General features: G+C 61.4%; 17 protein-coding genes and 1 other RNA gene. 12 read left to right on the top strand and 6 right to left on the bottom strand.

Features of this window, described 5'->3' with window-relative positions:
* Window positions 1-409: 409 nt before the first annotated feature.
* The 7 genes from GBEM_RS09910 (at window position 410) to mnmA (ending at window position 5,724) form a co-directional block, all read left to right on the top strand.
* Window positions 410-1,663 (top strand): O-acetylhomoserine aminocarboxypropyltransferase/cysteine synthase family protein, encoded by a 1,254-nt coding sequence (locus GBEM_RS09910; protein ID WP_012530414.1) that lies wholly within the window; start codon window positions 410-412, stop codon window positions 1,661-1,663.
* Between the two features lie 54 nt (window positions 1,664-1,717).
* A complete protein-coding gene (gene thiS / locus GBEM_RS09905) occupies window positions 1,718-1,930 on the top strand; it encodes a sulfur carrier protein ThiS (RefSeq protein ID WP_012530413.1) in 213 nt (70 codons plus the stop codon).
* Window positions 1,930-2,742 carry a HesA/MoeB/ThiF family protein gene (locus tag GBEM_RS09900; RefSeq protein WP_012530412.1) on the top strand — a complete coding sequence of 271 codons (813 nt, stop codon included), beginning with the start codon at window positions 1,930-1,932 and terminating at the stop codon, window positions 2,740-2,742. Before thiS ends, GBEM_RS09900 begins: the two co-directional genes overlap by 1 nt.
* A gap of 1 nt (window position 2,743) precedes the next feature.
* Window positions 2,744-3,145, top strand: a complete 402-nt coding sequence (locus GBEM_RS09895; protein WP_012530411.1) for a M67 family metallopeptidase — start codon at window positions 2,744-2,746, stop codon at window positions 3,143-3,145.
* Window positions 3,146-3,189: 44 nt separating this feature from the next.
* Window positions 3,190-4,134, top strand: a complete 945-nt coding sequence (locus tag GBEM_RS09890) for a 4Fe-4S dicluster domain-containing protein (RefSeq protein WP_012530410.1) — start codon at window positions 3,190-3,192, stop codon at window positions 4,132-4,134.
* Window positions 4,135-4,276: 142 nt separating this feature from the next.
* Window positions 4,277-4,501, top strand: a complete 225-nt coding sequence (locus GBEM_RS09885; RefSeq protein WP_012530409.1) for a sulfurtransferase TusA family protein — start codon at window positions 4,277-4,279, stop codon at window positions 4,499-4,501.
* Window positions 4,502-4,644: 143 nt separating this feature from the next.
* The gene (mnmA, locus tag GBEM_RS09880; protein ID WP_012530408.1) at window positions 4,645-5,724 is read left to right on the top strand and encodes a tRNA 2-thiouridine(34) synthase MnmA; all 1,080 of its coding nucleotides are present in this window, start codon (window positions 4,645-4,647) and stop codon (window positions 5,722-5,724) included.
* Here the strand turns inward: mnmA and modC are convergent, their stop codons facing one another.
* The 4 genes from modC to GBEM_RS09865 form a co-directional block, all read right to left on the bottom strand.
* Entirely contained in the window at window positions 5,725-6,783 is a 1,059-nt protein-coding gene (gene modC, locus GBEM_RS09875) for a molybdenum ABC transporter ATP-binding protein (RefSeq protein WP_012530407.1), read from the bottom strand.
* Window position 6,784: 1 nt separating this feature from the next.
* A complete protein-coding gene (gene modB / locus GBEM_RS09870) occupies window positions 6,785-7,468 on the bottom strand; it encodes a molybdate ABC transporter permease subunit (RefSeq protein ID WP_012530406.1) in 684 nt (227 codons plus the stop codon).
* Window positions 7,469-7,721: 253 nt separating this feature from the next.
* Window positions 7,722-7,916 carry a hypothetical protein gene (locus tag GBEM_RS21235; protein WP_148212905.1) on the bottom strand — a complete coding sequence of 65 codons (195 nt, stop codon included), beginning with the start codon at window positions 7,914-7,916 and terminating at the stop codon, window positions 7,722-7,724.
* A gap of 121 nt (window positions 7,917-8,037) precedes the next feature.
* Window positions 8,038-8,799, bottom strand: a complete 762-nt coding sequence (locus GBEM_RS09865) for a tyrosine-protein phosphatase (protein WP_012530405.1) — start codon at window positions 8,797-8,799, stop codon at window positions 8,038-8,040.
* A 142-nt stretch (window positions 8,800-8,941) separates the two neighbouring features.
* Between GBEM_RS09865 and GBEM_RS09860 the strand changes: the two genes are divergently transcribed.
* The 5 genes from GBEM_RS09860 (at window position 8,942) to ssrS (ending at window position 13,285) form a co-directional block, all read left to right on the top strand.
* Entirely contained in the window at window positions 8,942-9,919 is a 978-nt protein-coding gene (locus tag GBEM_RS09860) for a 4Fe-4S dicluster domain-containing protein (RefSeq protein WP_012530404.1), read from the top strand.
* Complete coding sequence (locus tag GBEM_RS09855) at window positions 9,916-10,767, top strand: FAD/NAD(P)-binding protein (RefSeq protein ID WP_012530403.1); 852 nt, start codon at window positions 9,916-9,918, stop codon at window positions 10,765-10,767. The genes GBEM_RS09860 and GBEM_RS09855 overlap by 4 nt, the downstream gene beginning before the upstream one ends.
* Window positions 10,764-11,519, top strand: coding sequence for an NADH-quinone oxidoreductase subunit B family protein (locus tag GBEM_RS09850; RefSeq protein ID WP_012530402.1), 756 nt, complete (start codon window positions 10,764-10,766; stop codon window positions 11,517-11,519). The genes GBEM_RS09855 and GBEM_RS09850 overlap by 4 nt, the downstream gene beginning before the upstream one ends.
* Window positions 11,503-12,774 (top strand): Ni/Fe hydrogenase subunit alpha, encoded by a 1,272-nt coding sequence (locus GBEM_RS09845; RefSeq protein ID WP_012530401.1) that lies wholly within the window; start codon window positions 11,503-11,505, stop codon window positions 12,772-12,774. Before GBEM_RS09850 ends, GBEM_RS09845 begins: the two co-directional genes overlap by 17 nt.
* A gap of 322 nt (window positions 12,775-13,096) precedes the next feature.
* Window positions 13,097-13,285: non-coding RNA, 6S RNA (ssrS, locus tag GBEM_RS20725), on the top strand.
* 583 nt (window positions 13,286-13,868) lie between these two features.
* On the opposite strand, the gene GBEM_RS09840 is transcribed toward ssrS, so the two are convergent.
* Together GBEM_RS09840 and GBEM_RS09835 are read right to left on the bottom strand one after the other, a co-directional pair.
* Window positions 13,869-14,405, bottom strand: a complete 537-nt coding sequence (locus tag GBEM_RS09840) for an Hsp20/alpha crystallin family protein (protein ID WP_012530399.1) — start codon at window positions 14,403-14,405, stop codon at window positions 13,869-13,871.
* Window positions 14,406-14,495: 90 nt separating this feature from the next.
* A complete protein-coding gene (locus tag GBEM_RS09835) occupies window positions 14,496-15,341 on the bottom strand; it encodes an NAD-dependent epimerase/dehydratase family protein (RefSeq protein ID WP_012530398.1) in 846 nt (281 codons plus the stop codon).
* Window positions 15,342-15,484: the final 143 nt, after the last annotated feature.

Raw genomic sequence — 15,484 nt, 5'->3', positions numbered from 1 at the left:
TGATTTGCGTAACGCCTCAATATCTGACGGCGGATGGTAACATGGTTCGTATTTTTATATTTATCCTGCAACACTGTCAACTATTTTTTTTGCATTCTTGATCGCTTAACTTTGTTTAGGGCAAATTGCGCCCGTTGCGGAGGAATAACGCACGTCATATTGCACTGTTCCGAGCTTGGACAGGGCTCGAATGCGCTGAATCCGAGACCAAACCTGCACGTATCGGTATTTTTATTTACCACTGCAACGGTGTATAAAAAAGAAATAATTTCTTGACAAGTACGGTATCAAATATTACCCTCCCCGCACTACTGTTCCACTCAACAGTGCTACAGTATTTGCCGACATGTCCGATTTGCCCTGGAATTCCCGTGGCATCGACATCTAAAGATGGCATTTTGGAGGGGTTGTGGGAGAGAAAGAAAAGAAGCTGAGATTCGACACGAAACTGATCCACGGCGGCACCTCGCCCGGGCCCTCCGGCGCCACCAAGACCCCGATAGTACAGGCATCCGCCTTCGCCTACGACACGGCGGAAGAACTGGAAGACATCTTCAGGGGAAGAGCCGTAGGCCAGGTGTACACGAGGATAGGCAACCCCACCGTGGACACCCTGGAAAAGAGGCTGGCCGCGATCGAGGACGGCATCGCCGCCGTCGCCACCTCTTCGGGCATGGCGGCGATCACCACCTCGGTCATGGCCGTAGTCAGAAGCGGCGACGAGGTCCTCTCCTCCTCCTCGCTTTTCGGGGGCACCTACTCGCTGTTCCACGTCACCCTGGCCAACTTCGGGATCGAAACCCGCTTCGTCGACCCCGTCGACCTTGCCGCGGTCGAGGCGGGGATCAACGACAAAACCCGACTGATCTTCGTGGAAACCATCGGCAACCCGAAGATGGACGTTCCCGACATAGCGGCTTTCGCAGCCATCGCCAAAAAGCACGGCATCCCGCTCATGGTCGACGCCACCGTTTCCACGCCGTATCTCGCGCGATCCAAGGAACTCGGGGCCGACATCGTCGTCCATTCCACCAGCAAGTACATCAACGGAACAGCCAACTCCATCGGCGGCGCCATCATAGATGCCGGGAGCTTCAACTGGCAGAGCCCGAAGTTCCCGCACTTCGAGCAGTTTTTCCGCAAGTACCGCAGCTTCGCCTTCACGGCACGGGTCCGCAAGCTGATCCACAAGGATTTCGGCGCCTGCGCCGCGCCGCTCAACTCGTTCCTTTTGGGCGAGGGGCTGGAGACGCTGGCCCTGCGCATGGAGCGGCACTGCTCCAACGCCCTCCAGGTGGCCCGGTTTCTTCAGGCGCACGAAAAGGTCACTTGGGTCAACTACCCCGGCCTCGACGATTCCCCCTTTTACGAGGTGGCGAAGCGCCAGTTCAACGGCCGCTTCGGCGGGCTCTTGACCTTCGGGCTCACGGACAAGGCCGCCGCCTTCCGGGTCATCAACAACCTGCGGCTGGCCAAGAATCTCGCCAACATCGGCGACACCAAGACTCTGGTGATCCACCCGGCGAGCACCATCTGCGCCGATTACACCCCCGAGGTGAAGGCGCTCATGGGAGTGAGCGAGGAGCAGGTCAGGGTCTCGGTGGGGATCGAGGACATCGAGGACATCCTGGAGGATTTCGCGGCCGCGCTGGAAGAGGCCTGAGGGAAAATCTGTTCTTTACCAATCATCTATGTTACTAAACAAGGAGCGATCTTAATGAATCTTACAGTCAACGGCAAACCAGCCAGCATCGCAGAGGAGAACCCGGTCCCGGTAAGCCGACTGCTCGAACTTCTGCAGGTGGAGCAACGCGAATACGTCACCGTCGAACTGAACGGCGACATCCTCGACCGCGGCGATTTCGACGGCGCAACGGTGAAGAACGGCGACAACGTGGAATTTCTCTATTTCATGGGTGGAGGTAGATAGTGAAGCTCAGCGAAGAACAGATCACCCGCTATTCCCGGCACATCCTGTTGAAGGAAGTCGGCGGTAAGGGGCAGAAGAAGCTGCTTGAGGGGCGCGTTCTCATCATCGGGGCTGGCGGCCTCGGTTCCCCGATTGCCCTGTACCTGGCGGCAGCCGGTGTCGGCACCATCGGCATCGCGGACGCCGACGAGGTGGACCTCTCCAACCTGCAGCGCCAGGTCATCCACACCACCCCTGACGTGGGGAAGGCGAAGGTGCTCTCGGCCAAGGAAACGATGCTGGCGATCAACCCCGAGCTCACCGTGAACGCCTACCAGACCTGGGTTTCCGCCGAGAACATCGCCGGCCTCATCGCCGACTACGACTTCGTCATCGACGGCACCGACAACTTCGCGGCCAAGTTCCTCATCAACGACGCCTGCGTCCTCGCCGGCAAGCCCTACTCCCACGGCGGGATACTGCAGTTCGACGGGCAGACCATGACGGTCAAGCCGGGGGAATCCCCCTGCTACCGCTGCATCTTCCCGGAGCCTCCCCCGAAGGACGTGATCCCGACCTGCTCGCGGGCAGGGGTCATCGGCGTCCTCCCCGGCGTGCTCGGCACGCTTCAGGCCACCGAGGCGATCAAGTACCTGCTGGGAGCCGGCGATCTTTTGACCGGGCGCCTGCTTACCTACAACGCTCTCAGGATGCGCTTCAGGGAAATCCCGGTGAAGAAGAGCGCCAAGTGCCCGATCTGCGGCGACCACCCCACCATCACCGAGCTGAAGGACGAGCTTGACGCCATGACCGTCTGCGACCTGGGACACTGATATGGTCGAGATACCGAAAGAGATACTGGCCGCGGTGATAAGCCACGCCCAGAACGGGTTTCCGCTGGAGGTCTGCGGCATACTGGGCGGCAACGGACAGGTAGTGGCGAGCCACCATCCGATGACCAACACCGACGCCAGCAACGACCATTTCATGATGGATCCGAAGGAGCAGTTCGCCGTGGTCAAGGCGCTGCGAGCGAGCGGTGAGGAGATGCTGGTGATCTACCACTCGCACCCCGAGTCCCCCGCCCGCCCCTCGCAGGAAGACATCCGGCTGGCGCTGACCCCCAACGTCCACCACCTGATCGTGTCGCTTGAGGCACGGGACAAGCCGGTCGCCAAGGCGTTCCGCATCGAAGGCGGCGCGGTCGAACCGGTGGAGATTGTGGTAGCGGGATAAACGCCAAGTGCTTTTTTGTGATTTTTAGTCCTTAGGAGAGAAACGTGGCAGACCAGAAAATAGACCTGAAAAACCTGAAGGCCGGCGGCTTCATCAAGGAGCGCGGCAAGGACATGTTCACCGTCCGGCTGCGCGTCCCCGGCGGCAGGATGTCGGTGGACCGCCTGGCGAAGATCGCCGCGGTGGCACAGAAATACGGCAAGGGGTTCGTCCACTTGTCCGTGCGCCAGTCCATCGAACTGATCAACATCAACTTCGCCGATTTCGACGCGGTAGTGGCCGAACTGGGCGAAGAACAGCAGAAGGTCGCCTCCTGCGGCGCGCGCGTCCGGGTCCCCACGGCATGCGGCGGCTGCGAGTATAACCCCAACGGCCTGGTCGATACCCAGAAGTCGGCGCTCGAGGTCGACGAGAAGCTCTTCGGCACCGTCACCGGCCACCATAAGTTCAAGGTCGGCTTCGCCGGCTGCCCCTTCGACTGTCCCAAGTCCGCAACCAACGACGTCGGCCTCCAGGGCGCCGTGTGGCCCGCGCTCGACGCCTCCGGCTGCATCAGCTGCGGCCTCTGCGCCAAGTCCTGCACCGAGGGGGCGCTCACCATGGGCGCCGACAACAAGCCCGTCTTCGACACCGCCAAATGCATCTACTGCGGCGATTGCATCAAGGTCTGCCCGACCGACGCCTGGAAGGCGGAGAAGAAAGGTTACACCGCACGCATCGGCGGCAAGTGGGGACGGCGCCCGCTGGTGGGAACCGTGTACGCCACCTTCCTCCCGGAAGATCGGGTGGTCGACTTCATCGGGTCTGTCCTTGCCTGGTACCAGGAGAAGGCCGAAGGCGCGGGCAGGATCCGGATCGGCGACATCATCCTGCGCGAGGGAAACCAGTCGCTTCTCGACCACCTGCGCAAAGGATTCCCTGAGGTCGTCGTGGCCGGCACCATCGACCCGCAGGTCATCAACACCCAGCTACCGCTGGGCAAGCCATAGGAGCCATAGACTTGCTCCCCCTCCCTTGACGGGAGGGGGTCGGGGGGTGGGTGAAGCCGCCAACGAAGTCGCATCTGGCGCCTTCCCCCCCACCCCGGCCCTCCCCCGCAGGGGGGGAGGGGGAGACTTTTGAGGAGAGAAAATGGAAACCATAGATTTACGCGGCGTCTCCTGCCCCACCAATTTCGTGAAGGCCAAACTGGAGCTGGAAGATATCGAAGCCGGGACCACGGTGGAATTTCTTCTGGACGACGGCGAACCGGTAAAGAACGTTCCCCGCAGCCTCAAGGACGAAGGGCACAAGCTCCTCGGACTCAAAGAGGTGGATGGCTACTACGTACTGACGCTGGAAAAAGGCGAAGACTGAAATTTAGACACGGCAACTGAACCAAATTGAACAGGGATAAAGGGGATGAATGGGATGGCGCTTCGGCGACTATTCCCGCATCCCCTTTATCCGTGTTGCACGCAGTTGGTTTTCCGGCTGCGGCTCGGGAGAAGCTTTAAGAAATGAGCGATAAAGCAGGGAAAAAACAGATATTGGTGGCAATGAGCGGGGGCGTCGATTCATCGGTCACGGCCGCGCTCTTGAAGGAACAGGGACACGACGTCATGGGGGTCTCGCTGCAGCTTTACGAGCGCCCGGAATCAACCCCCAGCGGCGGGAAAACCTGCTGCTCGCTCACCGACGTGATGGACGCGGCCAGGGTCGCCAAGCGACTGGGCATCCCCTTCGAGGTCATCGACCTGAGGGAGCGTTTCAAGGAGCTCGTAATCGACAACTTCACCGCCGAGTATGCCGCCGGCAGGACCCCCAACCCCTGCGCCCGCTGCAACGAAAGGATCAAGTTCGGCCTGCTGCTGGATATGGCCGCCTCCTTTGGCGCGGATCTCCTCGCCACCGGGCACTACGCGCGGATAGAGCAGGATGCCGAAGAGATCTACCAGTTGCTTAAAGGGCTCGACCCCGGCAAGGACCAGAGCTACTTCCTTTTCGGGATGAACCAGGAGCAGCTCTCCCGCATCGTTTTCCCGGTGGGGAACCTGGAGAAGCGCGTGGTGCGCGAGCACGCAGCCCGATTCAACCTGCCGGTGGCCCAAAAGCAGGAAAGCCAGGAGATCTGCTTCATACCCGACAACGACTACGTCAGGTTCCTGGAAGAGGCGGGAGTGCGGCCCGAGGCGGGCGACATCGTGGACAAAAGCGGCAACAAGCTCGGGAGCCACGTCGGCATCCACAAGTACACCATCGGGCAGCGGCGCGGTCTGGGGATCGCCTGGAAAGAGCCGCTCTACGTCACGGCGATAGACGGCGCTACCTCGCGCGTCGTCGTGGGCCCGGAGGAAGATCTGAAGATAGGCGGACTGGTCGCCGGGGAACTCACCTGGACCGACAAACCCATCAGTGGCGGCTTTAACGGCAGCTGCAGCATCCGTTACCGGATGCAGCCGGTCCCCTGCTCCGCGCGGCTTATCGAGGACGGGCGCATGCAGGTGGAGTTCGAAACCCCGCAGCGCGCAGTGACCCCGGGGCAGGCAGTCGTCCTTTACCAGGGGGATAAAGTCGTAGGCGGCGGCTGGATAAAATAGTTACCCAAGCCGCCTGAAGGATGAGGCCTTGATCACCGCGTACACCTCGGTCCGCGCCTGGATGGCGAGGTCGTCCGCCGCCTGCACCACCACCTCCGCGATCAGGGTCTCGTGGCCGCATCTAAGCTCCACCCCGACCTTGTTCCCGGAGGGGAAGGTGTCCACCACGGTGCACTTGAGGAGGTTTCGGGCGCTGACCGCCTCCGGGTGCCTGGTAAAGAGGATGATGTCCCTGGACGACAGCTCGAAGAGCCCCATCTCCCGGTCGTCCCCAGCCGAAACGAACAGCTCCTCCATACCCCAGCGGTAGACGTACAGCCCCCCCAGTCGGCGCAACTTCTCGACCTGCAACAGGTTGATGTAGCCGACCTGGCTCTGCCCCATCCGCTCGCGGGCCAATTCCTCCGGCGTGGTATGCCCCGTCACCCTCCCCCCAGCCATGGCCAGGACCTGGTCCGTCATGAGCCGGATTTCCAGCATGGAGTGCGAGATAAAAAGATAGGGGATACCGAACTTTTCGCTGGCACGCTTCAAGTAATGCATGACCTGCATCTTGAGCGTATCGTCCAGCGCGGAGAGCGGTTCATCCATTAGCAACAGGCGCGGGTTGGCCAGTATCGCCCGTCCCAACGCCACCCTCTGCTTCTCCCCTCCGGAGAGCTTGTTCACCCCCCTTTCCAAGAGACCCTCCAGCTTCAGGACCGAGACCAGGGCGGAGAAGTCGACCTTGCGCCCCCCCTTCGGGGAGCGCTTCTGCCCGTAGCGAAGGTTTGCCTCGACGCTCAGGTGGGGAAAGAGGCAGGCGTCCTGGAAGACGACAGCTACCCGGCGCCGCTGCGGCGGCAGGTTGATCCCCTGGTGGCTACTGTACAGGCAGTCTCCGTCCAGGTAGATCTCACCGTGGTCCGGCGCAGCCAGGCCGGCGACGAGGCTGGCCAAGGTCGACTTGCCGCTCCCTGACGCGCCGAACACACCCACCCTGTCCCCGGATACCACTAGGTCCGTCTCCAGGTTGAAAGCCCCTCCGAACCCCTTGCCGGCTTTTATGCGCAGTTCCATCTCAGTCCCTCCCAGCCAGCTTCCGGGCCAACGCCTCGTGGAACAGCAGCACCAGAACGGATATGGCAATGGCCACCACGCAGAGCGAGAGTGCGGCGCCCTCTGCACCCGGGGAGCCGGCGTAGTCGTAGATGGCCAGCGGGATGGTCTGGGTGGCGCCGGGGATGTTGCCGGCCACGATCACGGTGGCGCCGAACTCGCCCAGGCTGCGAGCGAACATCAGCGAGGAACCGGCCACCACCCCCGCCTTGGAAAGCGGCAGCACCACCGAGAAGAGCGAGTCCAGCCTGGTCGCCCCCAGGGTACGGGAGGCCTGGAGGAGCCGGCTGTCGATCCCTTCCATGGCGATCCTGATCGAGCGTACCAGTAGGGGAAATCCCACCACGGCCGAGGCCAGCACAGCCGCTTTCCAGGTGAAGATCAACCGCACACCAAGCGGTTCGAGCAAAAAGGAGAGCCACCCGTTTTTCCCGAGTGCGAGCAGCAGCAGGTACCCCATCACAACGGGAGGAAGCGTCAGAGGGAGGTTGACCAAGACTTCGAGCAGCACCTTGCCGCGGAACCGGCAAAAGGTCATGAGATAGGCGTAGGCGAAGCCAAAGGGGATGCTCAGCAGCGTGGCCGCCAGGGCAACCCTGATGGAGAGGGCTATGGCATCATGATCGGCGCTGGTCAGAAGTGGCATTCATCCTCCTTGCCGCCGCCGGAAGGGCAGCGGTCGTGAGTGCGACTTCTTCCTAAGCAGGTTCCATTCCAGAGGCGGCCGGAGGCTGCAACTGCGCCTGTCACCGCAGAATCAGGCAGCGGAATTGCCATCCTTGCGCCGGCGCGTGCCGCATTTTGAGGCACCTCTTCTCCACAAAGTGCACTGGCGCAGAAAAAAATACCCGTTCGGCTATCTGCTGCATAACGGCAATGGTGTTGGAAACGACTTCGGCTCAGGACTGGGCCAACGAACTGGTATACCGGGAGTTCTCGGCGGCGTGATGGCAGCTTTGAGATATCTTATGGGAGGTTGCGGTCATTTGTTCGCCTGCCGTGGCTATGGTGACCGACTCGGAGACAGCATTCTCGGCATTGGTAGCGATCTGCTCGGAGGTGACGGAAAGTTCGTTGGACGAATTGACTAGCACGCTGGAAGTGTCGTTCGGCGCGTTTTCTTTAGCAGAAGCTGGTACCCTCCTGACACCGGCTCTTCGGGACAGCACAAGAGGAATTTCATGATTTAGTCAGGAACAGGTGACAGAGGGCGGGTTAAAGGACCGCTTTGAAAAGACCTAGCGCGGCGTCTGTTCCGACTTCCGAGGCGATAGCTTTGAAACCCGCGTCGAGCATGCGCTGAAGGTTTGCGCTGCTGTGGGCATCGCTTCCGATGCAGGCATAGACGCCGTGCCTCAGAAACAGTAGCGCACGTTCGCGGATGTCGCTGCCGTAAAACCCTGCAAAGCTCCCCAGGTTCCCCTGGAAGAGGCAGCCGCTGCGCCGCAAAGCGGCGACTTCACCTTGTTCGAAATCCTCTGCAGCTTGACGTCCCAGCATGACGGAAAGAGCTCCACGCAAACCGTGCTCCGCAACTGCAGGCTCAAAGGCGCGGCACCTTTCAGGATGCGCTAAGAGCGGCGCCAGGCCCAGGCGGGTAAAAGCGTCCACCATCGGGCGCAACAGTTCCGGGCCTGACCGGAACGGGACCTCGACAAGGACCCGCTTCTCGGCTCCGATGGTGAAGGCGCCGGTCAACCGCTCGGGGAGGGACTCGTCCAGGTAATGCTCGCATCCAGCCACCAGCTTCAGCGGAATACCAGCCTCGTGCAGCAGGCATTGCAGAATCTGCGTGGTGCGTGCCACCCGCGGCGGGTCGTTTTCGTAGGAACCACTGATCAGATGAGGTGTGCAGTAAACGGTGGAAAAGCCGAAATCGGAGAGGATGCGGGCCATCTTCAGGGATTCGTCGAGGTCGGTGGCACCGTCGTCCAAGGCGGGAAGCAGGTGGCAATGGTAGTCGATCATCTCTTTCATGTACATCTCTCTAACATTTAAGCAGTTGCAAGTCAAAAATTCTTGTCGAGTCTGCCTTACTCACCAACCTTACGCCTCCCACGCTACTTGCCATCGACAACCTCCCCGGTAGAATTGAGCCTTGTGTGCCCGGAGGGAAAAGTTGCCAAAAACAACGTTAAAACACGCACATTTATCTCCTTTCCTGGAAATCCTTCGCCTCTTCGGCGAACTGCATGGGCCGGTACTCTCGGACCAGGGGGTTCTCTCCTTCGCACCGCTTACCTCAGCCTCCGACCTGCAGCTTGACTACTCAAGAACGCAGATCCCCCCCAAGAAATACCTGCTCCCCTTCCGGGAGGAAATCCTGCATTACCAAAAGGGAGCCTACCGGCAAGCTGTCCCTTACGGCTCCGAGACCGTCCTCTTCGGCGTTCACCCCTGCGACCTCGACGCCATAGCCTACTTGGACCGTGTCTTCCTCGCCGACACCCCGGACTCCTGCTACGCGACCCGGCGCGCGAACCTCACCCTGGTCGGGCTCTCCTGCCGGCCGGACGATTTCTGCTTCTGCTCGGGACCAAGGGAGAGCGCCGCCTGCGATCTCTTCCTGCAGGCCGGCGGCGACGGTTTTAGCCTCACGACCCACAGCGCCAAGGGGGAAGCGATAACCGCCGCGGCAGCGGATCTCTTGGTCGAAACGGAAAAAGAGCTAGAGCCTCCCCCCTGCGGGTCGTGCAATGTGCTTCCCCAGGACCCGCAGCTGCGCTTCTCCGACCATCCGCTTTGGGAGAAGTTCGCCGAGACCTGCGTTTCCTGCGGCGCCTGTTCGGTCTGCTGTCCCACCTGCTACTGCTTCGACTTGAGGGAATATCCTTCGCTTTCCGGCGGCGGAGAGAGGGTGCGCGAGTGGGACAACTGCCTTTTCGTTACCCACGGCGAGGTGGCGGGGGGAAACTTCCGGGCCACCAGGCTGGAGCGGCTTCGTTACCGCTTCCTGCACAAGTACTGCGGTTTCACCCCCTTAACCGGGATAACCTCATGCGTTGGTTGCGGCCGCTGCAAGGAATTCTGCCCGGTCGGCATCGACCTGCGCGAGCTGTTCCAGGATCTTTCCCTCGATTGCGGGAGGACGCCATGACCCTCCTGGCAAACCATCCGGACACCCCCTTCGCGGCCAAGCTTTTGCAGCGGCGCCAGCTCTCTGAGGACACTGCGCTCTTCACCCTGGCGCCCGAAGCCGCAGCGCTTCCCTCCCTTTCCAGATTCATCCCCGGGCAGTTCGTCCAGCTCTCGGTTCCCGGCGCGGGCGAAATTCCCATCTCGCCCGCCGATCTCGCCCACGAAGACGGCACCGTGGATCTCTGCGTGCGCCGGGTGGGGCACGTGACCGATGCGCTGCACCAGGCGCTGGAAGGAAGCACGCTGGGGCTGCGCGGGCCTTTCGGCGCCGGCTTTCCGCTCGCGGAAATGGAGGGGCACCCGGTGCTCCTCTTGGCGGGAGGGCTCGGCATCGCGCCGCTGCGCTCCCTGCTGCTGCACCTGTTGCGCAACGGCGAACGCTTCGGGGAGATCACGCTGATGTACGGCGCGAAAAAGCCCCAGCTGATGCTCTTTCGCGAAGAACTGGCGGAACTCGCCGCGCGCGGTGGGCTGCGGCTCTACCTGACGGTCGATTTCGCGCCCGAGGAGCCTTGGGGCGGCTTCTCCTGCGCCGTGGGGCTCCTCCCCGACCTCTTGAAGGGATTCAGCTTCGACGCCGCCAACAGCTACGCCGCCATATGCGGCCCCCCCGCCCTCTACCGCTGCCTGGGCGCCGACCTGGAAAGGGCCGGCGTCGCGCCGCAGCGGATCCTTTTGAGCCTGGAGCGCAGGATGCGCTGCGGCATCGGGCGCTGCTGCCATTGCGCGCTGGGGCAGAAACTTTGCTGCGTGGACGGCCCCGTCTTCCGGCTCAGCGAGCTGAAAGAGATACCGGAGGCGCTATGAACCGCCCAAGGCTCGCCATAGCAGGGCTCACCGCCTGCTCGGGGTGTCAGCTGACGCTGCTCAACTGCGAGGACGAATTGGCCCAAGTGGCCGCCCGCTTCGATCTGGTCTCCTTTCCCATGGCGGAGAGCGTCGAGGGGGGAGCGCCCTTCGACGCGGCGATAGTGGAGGGTGCGGTATCTACCCCGGGCGACCTGGCCAACCTGTTCCGGCTGAGGAATTCCAGCAGGCTTTTGGTGGCCCTTGGCACCTGCGCCATCTTCGGCGGGGTGGCGGCCATGAACAACGGGGTCTCGACGAGAGAAGAACTGGTCGCAGCCGTCTACGGAGATGGGGAGAAGACAGTGGAGAGCTTCGCCCCCGCCCCGCTTACCAACTTCGTAAGCGTCGACTTCTCAATCACCGGCTGCCCCCCGGAAAAGCAAGAGGTCATGGCCCTACTCTGCGCCCTTCTTAATGGAACGCTCCCCCCGTTGGCGACCTACCCGGTCTGCACCGAGTGCCGCAGCAGGGAAAACCTCTGCCTGCTCTTGGAGCGAAAGGAGCTTTGCCTCGGCCCGATCATCCAGGGGGGATGCAACGCAAGATGCCCGGCGACGGGGATAGTCTGCGAAGGTTGCCGGGGACCGGTGCGCGAGGCGAACGTGGCGCAGGAGTTGGAGCTGTTGTTGGAGCGCGGGTTTGGCAGGAAGGAAATCGAGCGCAGGATGAGCCGATTCAAGCCGGAGTGGGACTATGGGCAGCGTCGTTGAGTTGAACCTGACCCGGGTGGAGGGTCACGGCAGCGTCAAGGTCTACCGCGAGGGGTCGCGCGTGGAGCGGGTGGAGCTATGTCTCACCGATTCTCCGCGGCTCTTCGAGGCGCTTCTGGTCGGCAAGAGCTATCTGGAAGTGCCGGAGATCGTCTGCCGCATCTGCTCCCTCTGCTCGACGGTGCACAAGGTGACCGCGCTCCTGGCGGTGGAGAATGCCTTCGGGGTGGAGGTCTCGGGGGCGACGGCCCTGACCCGCGAGCTCATCATGCAGGGGGGAATGATCCAGGACCACGCGCTGCATCTGTACTGCCTGCTCCTTCCCGACCTTCTCGGCGTGCCGGGAGTGACCGGGCTGGCCCAGAAGGCGCCCGAACTGCTGAAGGCGGGACTTAGCATCAAGAGGGTCGGCAACATGATCCAGGAGACGGTCGGCGGTCGCCTCATCCACTCGGTCAACATCCGGCTGGGAGGGCTGGGGCAGAGGGTGGGCAAAAAGGAACTGCTGCGCCTGCGCCATGAGCTTGAGTCGGTCCTTCCCGCCTGCCGCGACGCCTACCGGCTCTTCCGCACTCCCTTCCCTTTCCCGGAACTCCCGTCCCCAAACGCATTGGCGGTGGACCCATGCGGCGCCGGCCGTTCCGCCGCCATCCGGTGCCGCATGGGCGGAGGGGAATCCTTCGCCGTCTCCGGGTACCGCGAGGCGATCAAAGAAAGCGTCCTTCCACACTCCAACGCCAAATATTCAAAGGTGATGGGGAAAGAAGCTACGGTGGGCGCGCTCGCCAGGCTCTCCCTCGGCGTCCGGCTCAGAGCGCAGGCTCAGGGCGTGTTCGACGAGGTAAAGCACGAGATCCTCGGCAGGGACATACGGGGCAACAGCCTGGCCCAGGCAATCGAGCTTTGCGACGCAGCCGAGCGCGCGATAGAGCTCATCGACCGCCTCGTCGAGGAAGGCCAGGGTCCCCCCGACGACGTCGGACCGGTCCTGCGCGCGGGGAGAGGGAGTGCCGCCTGCGAGGCGCCACGCGGCCTGCTGATCCACAGCTACGGCTTCGACTCGAACGGCATCTGCACCGAGGCCGACGTCGTCACCCCCACCGCCTTGAACCAGGGGGCCATGGCGCGCGACCTGCTGGCGCTGGCGCGGGGAATGGAGGGGGAAGAGACGAAAAAGATGACCACGGCGCTGGAGCGCCTGATCAGGTGCTACGACCCCTGCATCTCGTGTGCGGTGCACGTGCTGAAGCTCTGACAGGGGCCAACGGTGCTACTTGCACAGCGTCTGCGACACTGGCATTGCATGCCGTCGCTGCCGCTTCACGAGATGAGGCTGCAACGTTTATTGCCACCGCAACTGTCATACCACAATTTGCCGATTGCACTGTGACAGAGGACGACCGACCGGCCCACTAGCAGGCAAAACGATTGAAATGATTTATGGTTCGCCCGACTCACTCGGCTTAAAAAATAACTATTTATCGCGCACTTGGATCAGATGAAATTAATCTCATCTTCATCTTGACACATAAAATGGCGTTGATAGACTTGCTCACAAGTTTCGCATGTCAGTGCGAGCCGCTCTGGGTTACTCGTAGCGCATCCCGTTGAGTCCCTGACTACCTTTCTTTGCCAAAATGTTCCCGGTTTCAGACGTGGTGAGCAGGCCCTCCTACAGCAGAGGGAAGCCTGAAGCGTTTCACCGGGCGATATTGCGACTGAGGTCAGTAACTCGACACTTCCCGCAACGGTATCCCGGAGCAACTTCAAGATTGGCGTTATTCGGGCAACGCTAAACGCGATTTGTCTCATCCGCCAGGCGGCCTCACACCCCGTCTTTAAAAGGAAAAAACCGAAACCGAGTCAACCGCACGGTCGGCAACACCGTACGGCGCCACCGGGAAAGTTTCACCGACGGATTGATAGAAAGTGTCCCGTTTTAACGCCAATGCAAACCGAAAAGGTCCTGGTTTCCCGAACCAGGGCCTTTTTTTTCCACCTTCGCCAAGGCTACGGTGGATAAACCTCCCTTTCGCCAAGGCTACGGCCGGTAAATTCTATAGACGCGCCGCCAGCGCCCACAATACCCCCCCGTTCCGGGTCCGCAGCGGCGCCCGCTCCCATCTTCAATTCAACTGGTTATATTCAGTGGGGATTTGACTGAGGAAGTCTTCCACAAAAGCTGTGGATAACTCTGTGGGAAAAGCCGCATCGGGGGAAAAAAATCTCTGAGTAATCGCCACCCGATGGCGTTTTGCCTAAATTATAGGCAGCCAAAAAGGGGATGCGGACAAAAGTAATGGCCGCGGTTTTCGCCGCGGCCATTTCCGTTTCCGACCGGTGGGGAAATCATTCCACGTTCAGTTTCTTGACCCTCTGGGTCGCCGCCTCGCTCTTCAGTATCCGCACCTCCAAGACGCCGTCCTTGAAGCTTGCACGCGCAGTGTCGGTGATGGTTTCCACCGGAAGCCTGCATGTTCTCATGAACGAGCCGTAGGAGCGCTCTACCCGGTAGAAATCCTTCTGTTCGGTCCGCTCGGCCTTGCTCTTCTTCCCCGAGATGGTGATGCTGTCGGGGGAAAGCTGCACGTCAATGTCTTCCTTGCGGATTCCCGGGATCTCTGCCTTGACCACCACGGAGTCCCCTTCCTCAAAGACATCCACCGGCAGGTAGAGCTCCTCCATCTCCCCTCCAGCCATCCTCTGCGACCAGAGAGAGAAGAAAGGCTTCTTGAAAACCTCGTCGAACATCCGCTCCATCTGCGCCATGGGGGAGGTGGAGTGCCGCCCATGCAGTTCGCCCTTCTCACTCTCGCGCTCTAACTGCCGTCTTTCGCTTTGCGGCCGGTCGTCGCGTCTCAAAATATCCCGTTCTTTTTCGAGCATTTCGATGTCCTCCTATTAAGGTTGGTTTAAAGATCGGAAAACCTTAATTCGGCGACCGCGAAAGTCAAGCCGTGCGACCTGCAGGCAAAGCTACCCCTTGAGCCCCGACTCGAGGTCAGGGTAGAGGAGCTCTATCCCCAGCTCCTCAATCATTTTGCGGTTCGACACCACCCTCCCCTCGGAGAAGTAGGAGATCATGAGCGGGCTCATCACCCGGCGCGCCTCCTCCATGGCCACCTGGCGCGGCCTCGGGAGCCCGAGCCGATCGGCGGCGGCGTTGAAATAGCTGGTCATGGTGGTGGACTGGCCGTCGCTCACGTTGAAGATTGCCCCGTCTTTCCCCCGCTCCAGGGCGGCGAGGCAGATCCGCGACAGGTCGTCGGCATGGATTCTATTGCTGGGAAGCGATTCCTCCTCGCGCAGCACCGGCTGCCCGGTGGTGAGCTGGGTGACGGGGAGGCGGTCCGCAGCATAAATGGCAGTTACCCTGAGGATCACAACGGGAACGTGGCGCTCCCTCCCCCAGTCGCTTAGCAGGCGCTCGGCGTGCAGCCGGCGCTTTCCCCTGCTGGTCTGCGGGTTGGCCTCACTCTCCTCGGTGACCGTCGCGGTGCCGCAGTCCCCGTAGACCGCGCTGGTCGATATGTAGACCATTTTTTCGGGCTCTTGCCCGGGGGCGATGGAGGCCAAGAAGTTGCGCATCCTAGTATCCTCGTTGCCTCCACCCGGAGGGGGCGCGAGGTAGATAACCCCAGCACCTTTGACCGGCAGTCCCGCAAGCGTCGCCGGCTGGTCCAGGTTTCCGGTGTATGTGGTCGCGCCTGCAACCTCTTCTTCGTTCCTTCTGAAGCTGGAGACCTTCATCCCCCGCGCAAGCGCCAGCGCTGCGACCCGTCGCCCAATGGCGCCGCAACCGACTATCAGCAGTTGTTCCATGTGTTGCCCCTTTCCCTATACTGATTATCGATGATCTTTTTCGAAGCGGAGAGAATGCTGCGCCACCTCGATTGCCCTTTCCGAAAGGGAATCCGGGTGCAAACCTCTGACGCAACCCACCGCTAATGAACACCCCTGTCGGC

The organism is Citrifermentans bemidjiense Bem (assembly GCF_000020725.1).
In the GTDB taxonomy this organism is placed as follows: Bacteria; Desulfobacterota; Desulfuromonadia; order Geobacterales; family Geobacteraceae; genus Geomonas; species Geomonas bemidjiensis.
The sequence above is the reverse complement of the archived record's forward strand: the minus strand, read 5'-3'. Positions and strand labels throughout refer to the sequence as shown.